The organism is Streptomyces violaceusniger Tu 4113, assembly GCF_000147815.2.
In the GTDB taxonomy this organism is placed as follows: Bacteria; Actinomycetota; Actinomycetes; order Streptomycetales; family Streptomycetaceae; genus Streptomyces; species Streptomyces violaceusniger_A.
In genome coordinates, this window is the sequence record NC_015957.1 from 816,002 (window position 1) to 834,058 (window position 18,057).

General features: G+C 71.5%; 14 protein-coding genes and 1 pseudogene. 11 read left to right on the top strand and 4 right to left on the bottom strand.

Going from position 1 to position 18,057, the window contains the following annotated elements; genetic code table 11:
• The first annotated feature begins 39 nt into the window (after positions 1 to 39).
• On the top strand, positions 40 to 1,269 hold the full coding sequence (locus tag STRVI_RS03735) for an amidohydrolase family protein (RefSeq protein ID WP_014054282.1): 1,230 nt from the start codon (positions 40 to 42) through the stop codon (positions 1,267 to 1,269).
• A 139-nt stretch (positions 1,270 to 1,408) separates the two neighbouring features.
• Here the strand turns inward: STRVI_RS03735 and STRVI_RS03740 are convergent, their stop codons facing one another.
• Positions 1,409 to 2,455: an AraC family transcriptional regulator gene (locus STRVI_RS03740; protein WP_014054283.1), complete on the bottom strand. Its 1,047-nt coding sequence runs from the start codon at positions 2,453 to 2,455 to the stop codon at positions 1,409 to 1,411.
• A 209-nt stretch (positions 2,456 to 2,664) separates the two neighbouring features.
• Between STRVI_RS03740 and STRVI_RS03745 the strand changes: the two genes are divergently transcribed.
• The 5 genes from STRVI_RS03745 (at position 2,665) to STRVI_RS03765 (ending at position 8,547) form a co-directional block, all read left to right on the top strand.
• Positions 2,665 to 3,612, top strand: coding sequence for an LLM class F420-dependent oxidoreductase (locus tag STRVI_RS03745; protein WP_014054284.1), 948 nt, complete (start codon positions 2,665 to 2,667; stop codon positions 3,610 to 3,612).
• Positions 3,613 to 3,670: 58 nt separating this feature from the next.
• On the top strand, positions 3,671 to 4,453 hold the full coding sequence (locus STRVI_RS03750) for an SDR family NAD(P)-dependent oxidoreductase (RefSeq protein WP_014054285.1): 783 nt from the start codon (positions 3,671 to 3,673) through the stop codon (positions 4,451 to 4,453).
• A gap of 275 nt (positions 4,454 to 4,728) precedes the next feature.
• On the top strand, positions 4,729 to 5,856 hold the full coding sequence (locus tag STRVI_RS03755) for an LLM class flavin-dependent oxidoreductase (protein WP_014054286.1): 1,128 nt from the start codon (positions 4,729 to 4,731) through the stop codon (positions 5,854 to 5,856).
• A 200-nt stretch (positions 5,857 to 6,056) separates the two neighbouring features.
• Entirely contained in the window at positions 6,057 to 7,799 is a 1,743-nt protein-coding gene (locus STRVI_RS03760) for an N-acyl-D-amino-acid deacylase family protein (RefSeq protein WP_014054287.1), read from the top strand.
• Between the two features lie 4 nt (positions 7,800 to 7,803).
• A complete protein-coding gene (locus tag STRVI_RS03765) occupies positions 7,804 to 8,547 on the top strand; it encodes an SDR family oxidoreductase (protein WP_014054288.1) in 744 nt (247 codons plus the stop codon).
• 68 nt (positions 8,548 to 8,615) lie between these two features.
• Here the strand turns inward: STRVI_RS03765 and STRVI_RS03770 are convergent, their stop codons facing one another.
• Positions 8,616 to 9,266, bottom strand: coding sequence for a TetR/AcrR family transcriptional regulator (locus tag STRVI_RS03770; RefSeq protein WP_014054289.1), 651 nt, complete (start codon positions 9,264 to 9,266; stop codon positions 8,616 to 8,618).
• Between the two features lie 87 nt (positions 9,267 to 9,353).
• On the opposite strand from STRVI_RS03770, the gene STRVI_RS03775 reads away from it, so the two are divergent.
• Positions 9,354 to 10,013, top strand: coding sequence for an O-methyltransferase (locus tag STRVI_RS03775; RefSeq protein WP_014054290.1), 660 nt, complete (start codon positions 9,354 to 9,356; stop codon positions 10,011 to 10,013).
• A gap of 130 nt (positions 10,014 to 10,143) precedes the next feature.
• Positions 10,144 to 10,406, top strand: a pseudogene (locus STRVI_RS54015) (NAD-dependent epimerase/dehydratase family protein); the annotation flags it as partial.
• Between the two features lie 77 nt (positions 10,407 to 10,483).
• On the opposite strand, the gene STRVI_RS03785 reads toward STRVI_RS54015, so the two are convergent.
• The gene (locus STRVI_RS03785) at positions 10,484 to 12,004 is read right to left on the bottom strand and encodes a CehA/McbA family metallohydrolase (protein WP_014054291.1); all 1,521 of its coding nucleotides are present in this window, start codon (positions 12,002 to 12,004) and stop codon (positions 10,484 to 10,486) included.
• 324 nt (positions 12,005 to 12,328) lie between these two features.
• Here STRVI_RS03785 and STRVI_RS03790 point away from each other — a divergent pair, with 324 nt between their 5' ends.
• Entirely contained in the window at positions 12,329 to 14,941 is a 2,613-nt protein-coding gene (locus STRVI_RS03790) for a bifunctional FO biosynthesis protein CofGH (RefSeq protein WP_043235371.1), read from the top strand.
• Between the two features lie 413 nt (positions 14,942 to 15,354).
• On the opposite strand, the gene STRVI_RS03795 is transcribed toward STRVI_RS03790, so the two are convergent.
• Positions 15,355 to 16,572, bottom strand: coding sequence for an RNA-guided endonuclease InsQ/TnpB family protein (locus STRVI_RS03795; RefSeq protein WP_014054293.1), 1,218 nt, complete (start codon positions 16,570 to 16,572; stop codon positions 15,355 to 15,357).
• A 459-nt stretch (positions 16,573 to 17,031) separates the two neighbouring features.
• Between STRVI_RS03795 and STRVI_RS03800 the strand changes: the two genes are divergently transcribed.
• Positions 17,032 to 17,397 carry a hypothetical protein gene (locus STRVI_RS03800; RefSeq protein ID WP_014054294.1) on the top strand — a complete coding sequence of 122 codons (366 nt, stop codon included), beginning with the start codon at positions 17,032 to 17,034 and terminating at the stop codon, positions 17,395 to 17,397.
• A gap of 175 nt (positions 17,398 to 17,572) precedes the next feature.
• Positions 17,573 to 18,013, top strand: coding sequence for a hypothetical protein (locus tag STRVI_RS03805; RefSeq protein WP_014054295.1), 441 nt, complete (start codon positions 17,573 to 17,575; stop codon positions 18,011 to 18,013).
• Positions 18,014 to 18,057 lie beyond the last annotated feature (44 nt).

The following is an 18,057-nucleotide window of genomic DNA, read 5'->3' on the forward strand; positions in this document are numbered from 1 at the left end:
TGAGCTGACGATCCGTCAGATCGGCGCTACCGTGCAGTCATGGAGAGCTTCCCGAAGATAATCTCGGTGGACGACCACACGGTTGAGCCCCCTCACGTCTGGCGGGACCGCCTCCCGTCCAGGTACCGCGACACCGGGCCGCGCATCGTCCGGGCGCCGCTGAAGGAGATGACCTTCATCGGCGGCCGGTTCGCCCCGAAGATGGGCGCGCCCGGGGATGACGGGCCGCTCGCCGACTGGTGGGTGTACGAGGAGCTGCACCGGCCGCTGACCCGGCTGGACACCGCCGTCGGATACGACCGGGACGAGGTCAGACTCGAGGCCATCACCTACGAGCAGATGCGGCCCGGCTCCTTCTCGGTGCCGGACCGGCTCGCGGACATGGACGTCAACCACGTCCAGTCGGCGCTCTGCTTCCCGACCTTCCCCCGCTTCTGCGGGCAGACCTTCACCGAGGCCGCCGACCGCGAGCTGGGGCTGCTCGGGGTCCGGGCGTACAACGACTGGATGGTGGAGGAGTGGTGCGGCCCCGAGGCCCGGGGCCGGCTGATCCCGCTGATCATCGTCCCGCTGTGGGACGCCGAACTGGCCGCCGCCGAGGTGCGGCGGAACGCGGCGCGCGGGGTGCGGGCCGTCTGCTTCTCGGAGATCCCGCCGAACCTGGGGCTGCCGTCGATCCACACCGACGACTGGGACCCGTTCCTCGCCGCGTGCGACGAGACCGGCACGGTCATCGCGATGCACATCGGTTCCTCCTCCCGGATGCCCTCGACCTCCGCGGACGCGCCGCCCGCGGTCGGCTCCACGATCACCTTCGCCAACTGCTGCTTCTCGATGGTCGACTGGCTGATGAGCGGGAAGTTCGAGCGCTTCCCCGACCTCAAGGTGATGTACGCGGAGGGCCAGATCGGCTGGATCCCCTACATCCTCGAGCGCGCCGACGTGGTGTGGGAGGAGAACCGGGGCTGGGGCGGAGTGGCCGACAAGGTGCTGCGCCCGCCGTCCGAGCTGTTCGCGGAGCATGTGTACGGATGCTTCTTCGACGACGCCTTCGGGCTGCGCAACCTCGACGCGATCGGGGTCGGCAACGTGCTGTACGAGACGGACTATCCGCACTCCGACTCCACCTGGCCCAAGTCGCGCGAGGTCGGCGAGGCGCAGATGGGGCATCTGGCGCCGGATGTCGTGGAGCGGATCGTGCGCGGCAACGCCATCGACCTGCTGGGGCTCACGGCGGACGGGCTCTGGGCGGGGGCGCCGGGGGCGTAGCCCGGACCGCCGGGCTTCCGTGGGGCCTTGGTCACGGAGGAGCAAGAAACCGGTCACTGCCGGTCAATGACATCCTCCGGGTGCTCCGGCAGGCTGTGGGGCATACCGGCCCTCCCCCTCCCAACGCCGTCACCCACCCCTACGAAGTGACAGGGGCCGTGGGTGGTGCGGAGGGCCGGGAGTCCGTGCGCACCGGGCGCCGCGGGGTTGCGCCCGGCGCGCGGGACACCAGCGCCAGGTGGCGGTAGTCGCTGGGCGGCATGCCGTACGCGGCGCGGAAGGCGCGGCTGAAGACGGCGGGGTGGGCGAAGCCCCAGCGGGCGGCGAGTTCGTGGATGGGGACGGTGTGGAGGCCGGGGTCGGTGAGGTCGCGCCGGACGCGGTCCAGCCGCTGCTGCCGGATCCATGCGGAGACCGTGGTGTCGCGGGCGCGGAAGAGGCGGTGCAGATAGCCGACGGAGATGTGGTGCGCGGCGGCGATGGTGGCCGGTGACAGCTCCGGGTCGGACAGGTTCCGCTGGATGAAGCTCTGCACCCGTAAGGCCAGTGCGTGCCGGCGGGTCTCGGGCGGCAGGGCGTCGTCGGCCTCGACGGCCTGGGCGAGCAGCGCCGCCGCCAGGTCGATCAGTACGGTCCCCAGGCGCGGGCCGTCGGAGGGGCCGTAGGAGCCGCGGTCCGCGGCCAGCCGGGCGAGGAACCCGGTCAGCAGGGCACCGACGCCCCCGCGCGCCGGGATGGGCCGGGCGAGCAGCCGGTCGATCCGGTCGTGCGGGACCGGTATCAGGGCCTTGGGGATCTCCAGGCCCACGCCTCCGGGAGGGCCGCCGAAGGCCAGACAGTCGAAGGGGCGCGAGGTGTCGACGACGTAGAGCCCCTGCGCGCGGTGCGCGGCCTCCTGGCGGGACTGGGAGACCTGGAGGTTTCCCTCCTGGATGAACGAGAAGTGGTACAGCTCGGGGTCGGACTGCCGGATCAGCTTGGGCGTCCGCCGGAAGTTCATCTCACGGAACTTCGTGGGCCACACGGAGGCGGCGCCGAACTCGAGGATGCGCACCTCTCCCCGGAAGTCACCGGTGTGGTCGCTGCTCATCTCCATGGGCGCCAGGAGTTGTGTCATCTGCTCGCGCCAGAAGTCGAACCGATCCGCTCTGGGCAGATCGTCGCAGCGGAAGACCGTCTCGATCATCACGTGCCCCTCTGTGTGCCCCTTACTGTGCCCCGTGGTGGCCCCTGAGCGGGGCGGCGGGCGATGGGCCCGAGGTCCGAACGTCCGTACGCTAGCAGGGCCTCCCATGCGGGACGAGGCTGCCGTACCCCTTGTCTGATGGACCGTCAGATACCACCATGTCCGACGTCCGATACGACGATGGCGGTCCACCGACGAGGAGGCCCGGCATGCGCGTCCTGCCCCGGGGCCGGTTGAGCTACGGCATGCAGTTGCCCGTCCAGTCGCAGTCCACCCTTTACGCCGAGCCATGGGAGGCGGCGGCGGGCCCCGCCGAGCTGCTCGCGGTCGCCCGCGCCGCCGACCGGCTCGGCTTCTCCTACCTCGCCGTCTGCGACCATGTCGCGATCCCACGGCGGCTGGCCGCCGCGATGGGCACCGTCTGGTACGACCCGGTGGCCACTCTCGGCTGGCTCGCCGCGGCCACCGAGCGGGTGCGGCTGCTCAGCCATGTGGCGGTGGCCGCGCTGCGGCATCCGCTGCTGACCGCCAAGCAGTACGCGACGCTCGACCACCTCTCCGGCGGCCGGCTGATCCTCGGGGTCGGGGCCGGGCATGTGCGGGAGGAGTTCGAGGCGCTCGGGGTGGACTTCGCCCGGCGCGGTGCGCTGCTGGACGAGACGGTCGACGCGCTGAAGGCGGCGCTGGGGCCCGAGGAGTTCCCCGACTTCCGCGGGGAGCGGTTCGCGTTCAGCGGTCTGGGGCAGGCCCCGCGCCCCGTCCAGACGCCACGGCCCCCGCTGTGGATCGGCGGCTCCTCGCCCGCGGCGGTGCGCCGGGCGGCGATCCGGGGCGACGGCTGGCTGCCGCAGGGCGATCCACGGGACCGGCTGCCCGGCCAGCTCGCCCGGCTGCGCGCGCTGCGGGAAGAAGCGGGAATCGACGAGCCCGCCGAGATCGGCGCGATCACCGAACCGCTGTACGTGGGCGAGACAAGCTGGGACGTGGGGCGCCGCACCCTGACCGGCGCGCCGGAGCGGCTGGCCGGGAGCCTGCGCGCGTACGCCGCGATGGGGGTGGACCAGATCCAGGTGCGGTTCCGCTGCCGGGACCACACCGAACTGACCGACCAGATGGCGGCCTTCGCCGCCGATGTCGCTCCGCACCTCGATGACTAGCTCGATGACTAGCTCGATGACTGGCTCGATGACTGGCTCGATGACTAGGGAGAACGGAATGGGCAAGCTGGACGGGCGGGTCGTCGTCATCACCGGGGCGGCGCGCGGACAAGGTGAACACGAGGCGCGGCTGTTCGTGGCGGAGGGCGCGCGGGTGGTCCTCTGCGATGTGCTGGACGAGCCGGGCGAGGCGCTGGCCAAGGAGCTGGGCGAGAGCGCCCGCTTCGTCCATCTGGACGTGGGCCGGGAGGACGACTGGAACGCCGCCGTCGAGGCCGCCAAGGACGCCTTCGGCGCGGTGGACGGCCTGGTCAACAACGCGGGGATCCTCCGCTTCAACGAGCTGGTCAGCACCCCGCTCACGGAGTATCTGGAGGTGGTCCAGGTCAACCAGGTCGGGGCGTTCCTGGGGATGCGGACCCTCGCGCCGGAGCTGGGGTCGGCGGGCGGCGGGACGATCGTGAACACCGCCTCGTACGTCGCCCTGTCCGGTATGCCCTTCCTCACCTCGTATGCCGCGACGAAGGCGGCGGTGGTGGGGATGACGCGGGTGGCGGCGATGGAGCTCGCGGACAAGGGCATCCGGGTCAACGCGATCTGCCCGGGCGCGATCGACACCCCCATGACCAACCCGGCCCAGCTCGACCCGGGCGCCGACGCCGCGGAGGCGTCGGCGGCGGTCGACGAGCTCTACCGCAAGCTGGTGCCGCTGGGCCGGATCGGCCGCCCGGAGGAGGTGGCGCGGCTGGCGCTCTTCCTGTCGTCGGAGGACTCGTCGTATGTGACGGGCCAGCCGTTCGTCGTCGACGGCGGCTGGCTGACCGGCGTCTCGGTCTTCTAGGGCCTGTCGTTTGGATCAGGCCGGGCTCGCGGGGTCTGGCACGCGCATCTGCGGCGTTGTCGTCACTCGCCGACGCTCCGCGTCGACTCCCTCCTCCGCCTTGCAGCTGCACGCACCAGACCCCGCTCCCTGATCCGGCCTGATCCAAACCACAGACCCTAGGACCCCTCCGGGTCCGGCGCGGCCGCGGCCCTTGACGGTCCCTGTCCGCGGTGCCAGAGTCAATCAAAATCTGACGATCCGTCAGATTGAGTCGTCTGAGGCGGTGAACCTCCATGGAATTCGGACTCTTTGTGCAGGGATACGTCCCTGAAAGCCGACGCCGAACCGACCCCGAGGCCGAGCACCACGCGCTCGTCGAGGAGACCGAGTACGTCATCCAGGCCGACCGGTCGGGCTTCAAGTACGCATGGGCCTCCGAGCACCACTTCCTGGAGGAGTACTCCCACCTCTCCGCGAACGATGTCTACCTCGGCTATCTCGCCCACGCCACCGAGCGCATCCACCTGGGCTCCGGCATCTTCAACCCGCTGCCGCAGGTCAACCACCCGGTCAAGGTCGCCGAGAAGGTCGCGATGCTCGACCACCTCTCCGGCGGCCGGTTCGAGTTCGGCTCGGGCCGGGGCGCGGGCAGCCACGAGATCCTCGGCTTCCTCCCGGGGATCACCGACATGAACGCCACCAAGGAGATCTGGGAAGAGACGATCGCCGAGTTCCCCAAGATGTGGCTGCAGGACGAATACCAGGGCTTCACGGGCAAGCACTGGTCGCTGCCGCCGCGCAAGGTGCTGCCCAAGCCGTACGGGGGCTCCCACCCGGCGATGTGGTACGCGGCCGGGTCGCCGCCCTCGTACGCGATGGCCGGCAAGAAGGGCCTCGGGGTGCTCGGCTTCTCCATCCAGAAGGTCTCGGACATGGAGTGGGTCCTCGACTCCTACAAGAACGCGATCAAGGAGGCCGAGCCGGTCGGCGGCTTCGTCAACGACAACGTGATGGTCACCTCCACCGCGATCTGCGCGGAGACCCATGCCAAGGCCGTGGAGATCGCGGTCGGCGGCGGGCTCAACTATCTGCAGTCGCTGCTCTTCCGCTACCACGACACCTTCCCCCGCCCGGACGGCATCCCGGAGTGGCCCGAGCTGCTGCCGGAGTACACCGAGGAGATCATCGAACTCCTCATCGCCGAGGAGCTGATGATCTGCGGCGACCCGGACGAGGTCTTCCGCCAGTGCAAGCGGTGGGAGCAGGCCGGGGCCGACCAACTGTCGTTCGGGCTGCCGATCGGGATCGGCTACGAGGACACGATGAACACGGTCAAGCTCATCGGCGAGCACGTCATCCCGAAGATCGACACCGATCCGGTGCACCGCACGACCCGCTTCCGCCACGCCGGGACCCGGTAGCGGCGGAGGCGACAGCGGAGACTCCGTAGCCGCGGAGGCGAGAGCGGAGGCTCCGTAGCCGCGGAGGCGAGAGCGGAGGCTCCGTAGCCGCGGAGGCGAGAGCAGAGCCCCAGCAGCCGCGGAGGCGAGAGCAGAGCCCCAGCAGCCGCAGACGTGCGAGCCGAGACCCGGCAGCCGCAGACGCGAGAAGGGATCCACCCGTGCTCGACCACCTGATCAAGGGCGCCACCGTGGCGGACGGCACCGGCGCGCCCTCCTACGTCGCCGACGTCGGCATCCGGGACGGCCGGATCGTGGCCATCGCCGAGCCCGGGACCGTCACCGAACCGGCGCGGTCCGCCGAGGACGCCACCGGGCTCGTCCTCGCGCCCGGGTTCGTCGACCCGCACACCCACTACGACGCCCAGCTTTTCTGGGATCCGTACGCCACCCCCTCCATGAACCACGGCGTGACCACCGTCGCGGGCGGCAACTGCGGCTTCACCCTCGCCCCGCTCAACCCCGACCGGCCCGGCGACGCCGACTACACCCGGCGGATGATGAGCCGGGTCGAGGGCATGTCGCTGGTGGCGCTGGAGCAGGGCGCGCCCTGGAACTGGCACGGCTTCGGCGAGTACCTGGACGCGCTGGAGGGCCGGATCGCCGTCAATGCGGGCTTCATGGTGGGGCACTGCGCGCTGCGCCGCCATGCGATGGGCGAGGACGCGATCGGCGGACAGCCCACGCCCGCGCAACTGGAGGAGATGCTGCGGCTCTTCCACGAGGCGATGGACGCGGGGGCGTGGGGGCTGTCCACCACCCAGTCCTCGACCCACTCGGACGGGGACGGACGGCCGGTCGCCTCCCGTCACGCGGGGCCCGAGGAACTCCTGGCGCTCTCCCGGGCCGTCGGCGACCACGAGGGGACGCAGATCGAGGCGATCGTGGCGGGCTGTCTCGACCAATTCGCCGACGAGGAGATCGATCTGCTGGTGGAGATGAGCGCGGCCGCCGGCCGCCCGCTCAACTGGAACGTGCTGACCATCGACGCGGCCGTCCCCGAGCGGGTGCCGCGCCAGCTCCAGGCCGGCGAACGGGCCCGTAAGGCGGGCGGCAGGATCGTCGCGCTCACCATGCCGATCCTCACCCCCATGAACATGTCGCTCGGCACCTTCTGCGCGCTGAACCTCATCCCGGGCTGGGGCGACATCCTGGGGCTGCCGATCCCGGAGCGGATCGCGAAGCTCCGCGACCCGGACGTACGGGCGGAGATGCTGCGCCGCGCGAGCAGCCCCGAGGCCGGGGTCTTCCGCCGGCTCACCCACTTCGGGCGGTACGTCATCGGCGACACCTACAGCGCGGCCAACGCCGGGCTGACCGGCCGGGTCGTCCGCGACGTCGCCGCCGAGCGCGGCCAGGAGGACTTCGCCGCACTGGTGGAGATCTGCGCCGCCGACGAGATGCGCACGGTGCTGTGGCCCATGCCGACCGACAACGACCCGGCGAGCTGGGAGCTGCGCCGGCGGACCTGGGAGCACGAGGACGTCATGCTCGGCGGCTCGGACGCGGGGGCCCATCTGGACCGGATGTGCGGCGCCCCGTACACCACCCGCTTCATCGGCGACTGTCTGCGCGGACGGAAGCTGGTCGGCCTGGAGCGGGCGGTACGGATGCTGACGGACGATCCGGCGCGGCTGCTCGGGCTGCGCGAACGCGGCCGGATCGCCGAGGGCTACCACGCCGACCTGGTCCTCTTCGCCCCCGAGCGGATCGACGCGGGCCAGGCGCGGCTGGTGCACGACCTGCCGGGCGACAGCCCTCGGCTGGACTCGCGGGCGATGGGGATCGTGAGCGTCCGGGTGGGCGGCACCGAGACCATCCGGGACGACGAGATCACCGGCGCGGTGCCGGGCAGGGTGCTGCGGTCGGGCCGGGACACGGAGACGGTGAGCACGAGGAGCTGAGCCGATGGCACGCGCGGCCCTGATCACGGGCGCCTCACGCGGTATCGGCCTGGCGGTGGCGAGGGCGCTGACGGCGGACGGCGCCGCGGTGTGCCTCACGGCGCGGGACCCGAAGGAGCTGGCCGATGCCGTACGCGGCCTCGGCCCGTGCGCCATCGCCTGCCCGGGGGACGTGGCGGACCCGGCCCATCTGGAGGCGGCGGTGGCCCGCACCCTCGTGGAGTTCGGCCGCCTCGACATCCTGGTCAACAACGCCGCCACCAACGCCCCGCTCGGCCCGCTGATGACGGTGGACCCACTCGCCTGGCGCATGGCCTTCACGGTCAATGTGGAGGCCCCGCTGCGGCTGACCCAGGCGGCCTGGCGAGCCTGGATGCGCGACCACGGCGGCGCGGTCGTCAACATCTGCACCGAGGGCACCCACGGCGTCGGCCCGGGCGTCGGCGCCTACGGCACCGCCAAGACCGCCCTCCTCCGCCTCACCCGCCAGCTCGCCGCCGAACTGGCCCCGGCCGTCCGCGTCAACGCCGTCTCCCCGGGGCTGGTCCGCACCGAGATGGCCCGCTTCGTCTGGGAGCCCGGCGAGCGGGAGATCGCCGCGGCGCTCCCGCTGGCGCGGATCGGCGAACCGGAGGACGTGGCGCGCGCGGTCCGCTGGCTGGTCTCGGACGAGGCGTCCTGGATCACCGGCGCGGACCTGGTGGTCGACGGCGGACGCAGGGTCCGCGCGGGGCGGCCTCTCGGCTGACGGGGCGGGGCCCGCTTTCCTCTTCCTGGACCTGGACCGGGGAGCGGCCCCTGTTCCTGGACCGGGTGTCAGTCGTTCGCCGGTGGCGTCAGTCCGTGGCGGTGGAGGAAGGCGTCCACGAGCCGGTCGGTGAAGTCCTGGCCGATAGGTTCGTCGGTCACCAGCACCCGGTAGTAGAGGGGGCCCATGAGCTGGTCGGTCTCGGCGGTCAGGTCCAGGCCGGGCGGCAACTCCCCGCGCTCCATGGCCCGTTCCAGCGGGAGGCAGTCGCGGCGGCGCTGGTCGTCGAGGTACCGGGACCGGAAGTCCCGGGCGAACCCCGGATCGTGCTGCGCCTGGGCGACCAGGGCCTTGAAGACGGCGCCGGCGTCGGACGCGCTGAGGAACCCGGCCAGGTCGCACAGATAGCTGCGCAGGTCCAGGGCGAGATCACCGCGGTCGCGCACGGGCAGGTCCTCGGCCACATCCTGGAGGAAGGCGTCCATGAGGATGTCGGTCTTGGCGCTCCACCAGCGGTAGATCGTCTGCTTGGCGACCCCGGCCCGGGTGGCGATGCCCTCCATGGTGACGCCCGCGAAACCCTTCTCGGCCAGCAGATCGTCCGCCGCGTTCAGCACCGCCAGCCGGGCCTGTTCGCTGCGCCCGTGCCGGTTGCCGTGGTGGCGTGGTGCCGGTCGGTCGGTGCCGCTCGTCCCGGCGGTCTGTGTCGCGCGTGCCATCTCGCCTCCCCGAGATCTCAGGATAACCACCCTCCCTCGCTCCACCTCTTCTAGACAAGACGCAACGTCGCGTCTACTCTAAAACTCATGACAGTCACTCACACGCTTGCCGACCCCCGGGTCGAGACCGCCATCAGCCGGATGTTCGCGCTGGCCGAGCAGGACGAGACCGCCCAAGGGCAACTGCCGTCCGGCGCACAGGAATCGATGGCCCCGCAGGAGCTCGCCGACGCCGCGGCCGGGATCTACATGCCGATCTCCGCCGAGGGCGGGAAGCTGCTCTACAACCTGGTCCGCGCCATCCGCCCGGCCACGGTGGTCGAATTCGGCATGTCCTTCGGGATCTCCACGCTCCATCTGGCCGCCGCCGTGCGGGACAACGGCACCGGGCGCGTCATCACCACGGAGATGAGCAAGGACAAGATCGCCGCGGCCCGCCGCACCTTCGCCGAGACCGGGCTGGACGACGTGATCACCGTGCTGGAAGGGGACGCCCGGGAGACGCTCGCCGACATCGAGGGCCCCCTGGAGCTGGTCCTGCTCGACGGCTGGAAGGACCTGTGCCTGCCCGTGCTGCGGATGCTCGAACCGCGTCTGCGACCCGGCGCCCTCGTCGTGGCCGACGACGTCGACCAGGGCGAGGGCCTCCTGCGGTCGTATCTCGGCTACGTACGCGACCCGGCGAACGGCTACCAGAACGTCACCTTCCCCATCGAGGACGGCATGGAGATGAGCTGCCGCCTCTGACCCGGGGGACCGGGCCGTCGGCCGGTGGGCGATCACCGGCCGACCCCGAAGACCGCCGGCGGCCCGCTCGGGCCGCCGTCACGATCCGTCCGCGGCAGACCGTCGCGAACCTCTCCGAAAAAGCATTGACATGCAGGTATTCATCACCGGAGCGACCGGGTGGATCGGCTCGGCCGTGGTCGACCACATGCTCGACGCCGGGCACCAGGTCACCGGCCTCGCCCGCTAGGACACCTCCGCCGCCGCGCTCGAGGCCAGGGCGCCCGGGTGCTCCGCGGCGACCTCGACGACCTCGACGGCACCCGCTCCGGCGCCGACGCCGCCGATGCCGTCGTCCACCTCGCCAACAAGCACGACTTCGCCAACCCGGCGGTGAACAACCGGGCCGAGCGGCGGCGGACGGCGTGGCCGCCGGGTGCCCCGACGGCTCCGGCGGCCGGGAAGGCGTCCGTCAGTGCCTGCCGAAGCCGTCAGTGCTCGCCGAGCCAGATCGGGTTCGTCATCGCCGCCATCGGTCCCGGTATCCCCGACGCCCCGCCGTCCGCCGGGGCGTGGCGCACCTCGGCGCGCACATAGGCCGCGTAGGACGCCGTCGTACGCCATTCGGCCGTGAGCGTCCCGGAGTCGGGGACCGCCGTGCCGTAGAGCTGGCCCTGGTCGGTGATGAACCGCACCGAGCAGCCCGGGCCCACGCCGGAGACCTTCAGCCGGACCGTCACCTCCTCCGCGCCGCCGACCTTCAGGCGCTCTCCGATACCGGCGTGCTTACCGCGCCCGCCGACCGCCTCGAAGGTGAGGTCGATCTTCGAGGACTCGGCGATCCAGCTTCGGCCGGCCCGGATGCCCTGCTGGAGGGCGGTGCGGGACAGGTCGTCGGCGAGCACCACCGTCTGCGGCAGGCCCACGACCTGGGGCTCGCGGTGGGCGTCGCTGTGGCCGACGGCGGGCAGCCAGCGGCCCTCGCCCCGGGAGGCGGCGACCAGGGTGTTGTCCCACTCGGAGATGGTGACCTCGTCATCCGGGGTGAAGTCCGCGTTCCACACCTCGACCGCGTCGGCGTCGTTGAAGCCGAACTTCCAGTTGCAGCCGACACAGGTGCCGTGCGGATGGGCCGGGATCACCAGGCCGCCGGCCTGCCGGACCTTGCGGGCGAACTGGCCGAAGCGGTTGTCCCGGGCGCGGTAGCGCCAGTCGATGAAGGTGCCGGGGTCGGTGCCGAGGGCGACCACATGACCGTTACGCGTGGTGATCTCCTCACCGGTGAGGATCAGCAGGTCATCGCCCCACAGGCCCTCGAACGCGGCATGCGCCGACGTGGTGTTGTGCTCGGTGGTGGTGATGAAGTCCAGCCCCGCGGCACGGGCGGCGGCGACGAGCTCGGCCGGGGTGCGCTTGCCGTCGGAGTACACGGTGTGCAGATGCGAGTCGCCCCGGTACCAGGCGCGGCCCCGGCCCTTCGCCCGCTGCGGCGGATAGACCGGCTTGCGGGGGGTGCCGGGCGCGCCGTACCGCAGCGTGACGGTGACCGTGTAGTCCAGGCCCTGGGGGGCGACCGTGTACGGCCCCAGCACGACATGCCAGGTGCCCGCCTTCACCGGCCCCGCCAGATAGCCGGGCGTCGCCTCCTCGGCGCTGATGGCGAACTCCGTACGGGCCCCGCCGGACCAGCCGCGGAAGCCGCGCCCGCCCAGCTCCGTGCCGCGCTCGTCGAAGATGCCGATATCGCAGGCGTTCCCTTGCGTGCCGGCCGGGACGGTCGGCTTGTCGTAGCTGTACGACACGGCGATCTCGCGCACCCCGCGCGGCACCTCGACGGGCACATAGACGAAGTCCGGCGCGCCGGTGGGCAGATGGCCGCTGAGGGTCTTCGTCTGCTCATGGCCGTCGGCCGGGCCGGCCGCTTCGGCCTGGGTGAAGGTCATGGGATCGAGTGTCAGCACACCCGCCGCGCCCGCAAGCGCGGAGAGCCTGAGTACATCGCGTCGCTGCATGAGGGACCCCCAGAGTCGAGAGTGCCGTCCGACACCCTCGTGACACCGTTGTACGCGTGGGTGACACGCGCGGAAAGCCCTGTGGATAACTCCATGGCGACGAGGGAACGTACATCCCCCCGCGCCGCCTCCGTCCCTCTCGCGCGACGGTCCGCACCGCGCCAAGTCCCGTCCGGGCCAAGGCCGTCGGCACCCGCCGCGTGTAGCCCGCACGTTTCACGGTGTCCTATTCCCGCCCATGGCCCGCGGCAGCCGTGATCAGACCCACAAAACCGCAGGCCCGGCCCGTCTGGCGGTGTCACACACCGCTCGTATGCTCGGAGGATGACCACGAGCGCGCAGGGAAACGAACCGGCTGCCCCGACTGGCTCCGCCGCCCCCACAGCCAACGCGATGCGCCGTGCGCTCAAGCGCGCCCGCGACGGCGTGGCGCTGGACACCGCCGAGGCGGCGGTGCTGCTCCAGGCGCGTGGAGATGACCTGAAGGATCTGATGGCCTCCGCCGCCCGGGTCCGCGACGCGGGCCTGGAGGCGGCCGGCCGCCCCGGGGTCATCACCTACTCGCGCAGCGTCTTCATCCCGCTCACCCGGCTGTGCCGGGACAAGTGTCACTACTGCACCTTCGCGACCGTGCCCGGCAAGCTGCGCCGCGCGGGCCACGGGATGTTCATGTCGCCCGACGAGGTCCTCGCCATCGCCCGCCGGGGCGCCGAAATGGGCTGCAAGGAAGCGCTGATCACGCTCGGCGACCGCCCTGAGGACCGCTGGCCCGAGGCGCGCGCATGGCTGGAGGCCGAGGGGTACGACGACACCATCGCGTACGTACGGGCCATGGCGATCCGCATCCTGGAGGAGACCGGCCTCCTGCCCCACCTCAACCCCGGCGCGATGACCTGGACCGACTTCCAGCGGCTCAAGCCGGTCGCCCCCTCCATGGGCATGATGCTGGAGACCACCGCCGAGCGGCTGTGGAGCGAGCCCGGCGGCCCCCACTACGGCTCGCCCGACAAGGAGCCGGCGGTAAGGCTGCGCGTTCTGGAGGACGCCGGGCGCAGCTCCGTCCCGTTCACCAGCGGGCTGCTGATCGGGATCGGCGAGACGCAGGCGGAGCGGGCGGAGTCGCTGTTCGCGCTGCGCCGCGTCTCCCGCTCGTACCACGGCATCCAGGAAGTCATCATCCAGAACTTCCGCGCCAAACCGGACACCGCGATGCGGGGGATGCCGGACGCGGAGCTGGACGACCTGGTGGCCACCGTCGCCGTGGCCCGCCACATCCTGGGCCCGTCCGCCTGCATCCAGGCCCCGCCCAACCTGGTCGACGCGGAGTACGAGCAGCTCATCGGCGCCGGTATCGACGACTGGGGCGGCGTCTCCCCGCTCACCCCGGACCATGTCAACCCCGAGCGCCCCTGGCCCCAGGTGGACGAGCTGGCCGAGCGCTCCGCCGCCGCCGGCTTCAGCCTGCGCGAACGGCTCGCGGTCTACCCCGAGTACATCCAGCGCGGCGAGCCCTGGCTGGACCCCCGGCTGCTGCCGCATGTGACCGCCCTCGCCGACCCCGGGACCGGCCTGGCCCGCGAGGACGCGACCCTCACCGGGTTGCCCTGGCAGGAGCCGGAGGAGGCGTTCAGCGCCTCCGGCCGCACCGATCTGCACCACACCATCGACACCGAGGGCCGCACCGGTGACCGCCGTAAGGACTTCGACGAGGTCTACGGCGACTGGGAGGCGCTGCGCGAGGCCGCGGCCCCCGGGATGGTCCCCTCCCGCGTCGACGGCGACATCAAGGCCGCGCTGGCCCAGGCCGCCGACGACCCGACCAAGCTGACCGACTCCGAGGCGCTGGCCCTGTTCCACGCCGACGGCCCGGCGCTCGACGCCCTGTGCCGCATCGCCGACGATCTGCGCCGGGCGGCGGTCGGCGACGACGTCACCTACATCGTCACCCGGAACATCAACTTCACCAATGTCTGCTACACCGGCTGCCGCTTCTGCGCCTTCGCCCAGCGCCGTACGGACGCCGACGCCTACACCCTCTCCCTGGACCAGGTCGCCGACCGCGCCCAGCAGGCGTGGGACGTGGGCGCGGTGGAGGTCTGCATGCAGGGCGGCATCCACCCCGATCTGCCCGGCACCGCGTACTTCGACATCGCCCGCGCCGTCAAGGAGCGCGTGCCCGGGATGCATGTCCACGCCTTCTCCCCGATGGAGGTCGTCAACGGCGCGACCCGCACCGGGATGTCCATCCGCGAATGGCTGGAGGCGGCGCGCGAGGCGGGCCTGGACACCATCCCCGGCACGGCGGCCGAGATCCTGGACGACGAGGTGCGCTGGGTCCTCACCAAGGGCAAGCTGCCGACGGCCACCTGGGTCGAGGTCGTCAAGACGGCGCATGAGCTGGGGGTGCGGTCCTCGTCCACGATGATGTACGGCCATGTGGACCAGCCCCGCCACTGGCTGGCCCATCTGCGGCTGCTCGCCGAGATCCAGCAGGAGACGGGCGGCTTCACCGAATTCGTCACCCTCCCCTTCATCCACACCAACGCCCCCGTCTACCTCGCCGGTATCGCCCGCCCCGGCCCCACCAACCGCGACAACCGCGCCGTCACGGCCATGGCGCGGATCCTGCTCCATCCCCATATCCCCAACATCCAGACGAGCTGGGTGAAGCTGGGCGCGGATGGTGCCGCCGAGATGCTCCGCTCCGGCGCCAACGACCTGGGCGGCACCCTGATGGAGGAGACCATCTCCCGTATGGCGGGCTCCTCCTACGGCTCCTACCGCTCCATCCAGGACCTGGTCGCCATCGCCGAGCTGACCGGACGCCCGGCCCGCCCGCGCACCACCACCTACGGCCCCGTCCCCGAGGACCGCCAGGCCGCGGCCCTCGCCTCGGACGGCCATCTGCCGGAGCTGCTCCCGGTGCTGGCGGACTGAGCCCGGCTCACGGTCGGACCGAGCCCGGCTCAGGGCTGGACCGAGTCCGGCTCGGGGTTCGGGGGCGCGCCGCGCGGATACGCTGCCATGGGAAGCGGGGGAAGGGGCACCCATGGCAGCGCAGCGTCCGACGATTCGGGAGCTGATCCGGCAGCGGCGCCGGTTCGTGGGGCGACGGCAGGAGCTGGCCGCGTTCCGGGAGAACTTCGCGGTGCCGCCCGAGGACGCCGCGCACCACTTCCTGTTCCATGTGCGCGGCGACGCCGGGGTGGGCAAGACGACGCTGCTGCGGCAGTTGGAGAACACCGCGCGGGAACACCGGGCGCTCACCGCCTCCGTGGACGAGTCGTTGACTGCTCCCCTCCCTGAAGGGAGGGGAGCCCTTCCTTCAGGGCTGAGCGGGGATTCCTGGCTCAGGCTGCCTCCGGGAGCTGCGCTCCCGGTGGTCTTACGCCCTCGGCGCCAGCCGGGTCCAGACCTGCCCGGTGGAGCATCACGCGGGCGGAGTTCTTGTCTCTGGGGGAGACGGCTCCGCATGCGGTGCAGGTGTAGGTGCGCTCGGACAGCGGCAGTGCGTGCTTGGTTCTCGCTCCGCACGATGCGCAGTCCATGGTGGTGTGTGCTGGATGTACCAGACGGATGTCCCGCCCGTGGTTGCGGCCCATCTCGATCAGGGCCTTCTTCGTGGCGCCGATGGCGGCGTCGGCCGCCTTGCGCGCCATCGAGGACCTGGCCAGGAACTTCGGTTTGAAGTCCTCGACGGCGATGGCATCGTGGTCGGTCACCACCTTCTTGGCCCATTTGCGGCCGGTGTCCTGCCGCTGCCGGGCGATCTTCGCGTAGGTCTTCGCCCGCCACGTCTTCGCCTCGCGGTAGCCCTTCGAGGCGGCCTGCCCCTTCCTCGGTCTGCGGCGGGCCATCATCCGGTCGTACCGGGTCAGCCTGGCCTGGGCCTTGCGGCCGTACTGAGGGTGCGGGAGGTCGTGGGCGTTTGATGTGGTGGTCGCGGTCTGCTGCACGCCCCAGTCCACACCGAGCACCCGGCCGGTCTCCGGCAGCGGCCGCACCTTCGTGGGGACCACGAACGAGCAGTACCAGTGCCCGATGCTGTCCTGGTAGACGCGCACCGAGGAGGGTTCGGCGGGCAGCTCCCGCGACCACACCACCGTCAACGCGATCTGGCCCGCCAGATGCAGGCGTCCGCTCTTCAGGCGGAACCCGCGCCGGGTGTAGTTGAGCGTCGGCGAGGCTTCGCGCTTCTTCTTCCAGCGCGGCATACCGGCCCGCTGCCGCTGAGGCAGACGTTCGCGGATGTCCTTGTGCGCCTTGGCACGAGACCTGCCGAAGTCCCGGATCACCTGCTGCTGCGGAACACTGGAACCCGCACGCAGCCACGGCGTACGCTCCCGCGCCTCGGTCAGCATCCGGTCGAGCTGCGCCGGGCCACAGGTCCGCTTCTCGCCCGTGGTCGTGTTGTGCAGGTGGGTGGCCTTGGACTTGGCGACGCATTCGTTCCAGATCCACCGGCACCGGTCCCATTCCGCCAGCAGCGCCGTACCGGCGGCGGAGGACACGCGAAGCCGGTACGTGTACCGGGCGTGCCCGGCCTCGTCGGCTTCACTCGGCGTCATCACGTCGCCAACGTAGCGTTACCGTCCGTTTGTGACGCCGCATCCCGGCAGACCTACCCGAACGGGTGACCGACCAACCTGCTGTGGACCGGCGGTCCCTCAACTCCGGGAGCCTTCACCTCCTGGAGGTCGCCCTCAGCTCTCCCGTGGTGGGCGCCGGAGCGCCCAGCGGCGATCCGGCTTCTCCTGTCCCGCTACGTGGGACACCGATTCCTCCCCGGCCTGAAGGCTGGGGCATTCTCCGGGGATCCTGGTGATGGCGGCCATCAGTGCCCAGTTCGCCCAGCAGGGCCATCCGCTGAAGTCGTTCAACAAGCTGCCGTCGACCTACCGATAGCGGCGCCACGAGGCCGATTCGGCGGCGCGGCAGCCCGCGCTGCAGCCGCCGGAGGAGGCGGCGGGCGACCCCCGTCGGCGTCGAGCGCCTTCGTCGCCCGGGCGGGGCTGATCGGGCTCGGCATGGTGCCGGGCGTCGGGGCGTTCGCCGGGGCGGCGGAATCGGCTCAGATCGCACAGGCCGCCGACCGGGCGCGGGCCAAGCTCAGCGCCCGCTTGCGCAGCCATGACGATGTGGACCTGGTGATATCGCCCCTGGACGTCCTTACCCCCGCGTTCCTGAAGGACGTGGGCGAGGTGGCCGCCTCCGTGCCCTGGGTGGCGTGGTTCTTCGACACCTATGAGCGCTCTGGCCCGCTGCTCGACTTGTGGCTACGCGATGTGATGCTCGAGGGCCGCTACGGCTCGGTCCCGGCCAACGCCGTGGTGACGCCAGCCGGACGCGCTTCTGGGCCGACTAAGCCGACCTCGTCGTGGACCTACCCCTGATCCCGTTCACGGAGACGGAGGCCCGGCAGTTGCTGACGGCCGAGTGCGTGACCGACGAGCAGGCGATCGAGCTCGGCCTCCGCCTTACCGGAGGGCTGCGAGGGCCGCCCTCGCCGATCTGGACCGGGCGCTCGGGCTCCGCCCCGACAGCCTGCTCGCGCTGGAGTCCAGGGCGATGTGCCACCGCCTGGCGGGCCGGTACGCCGAGGCCGCCACGGACATCGCACGGGCGGTGGCCCTGGAGGACCAGGACCTCGACCTCGCCTTCGAGCACGCGATGGTGGTGAGCTGCACGGCCGGTCGCATCGAGGCGCGCGGGTTGTGGGCCGCTTTCGAAGCGCTCCTGGAGGAGCACGGCGGCCAATGGGACGCACAGGCCCGGGTGGCCGCTCCGATCATCAGCAGGGCCGCCCTCGGGGATGGGGCCGGGGCGGAGCGTCTCGTGGCGGAGCTGCCCGCCACCCGGCCGTACTGGCAGGTCGTCGACGTCGCCATGCGCTCCCTGGAGGAGCTCGCCCGGATACCCGGGGCGGATCCCGCCCTGCTCACCGCCCTCCGCGCGCCGCTCGCCGAGCTTCGCGCGGCCCTGGAGCCCGGACCGGCGGCGTTCGGATAAGGGCTCGGAGCGCATACGACATTCGGTGAGGGAATTCGCATTTT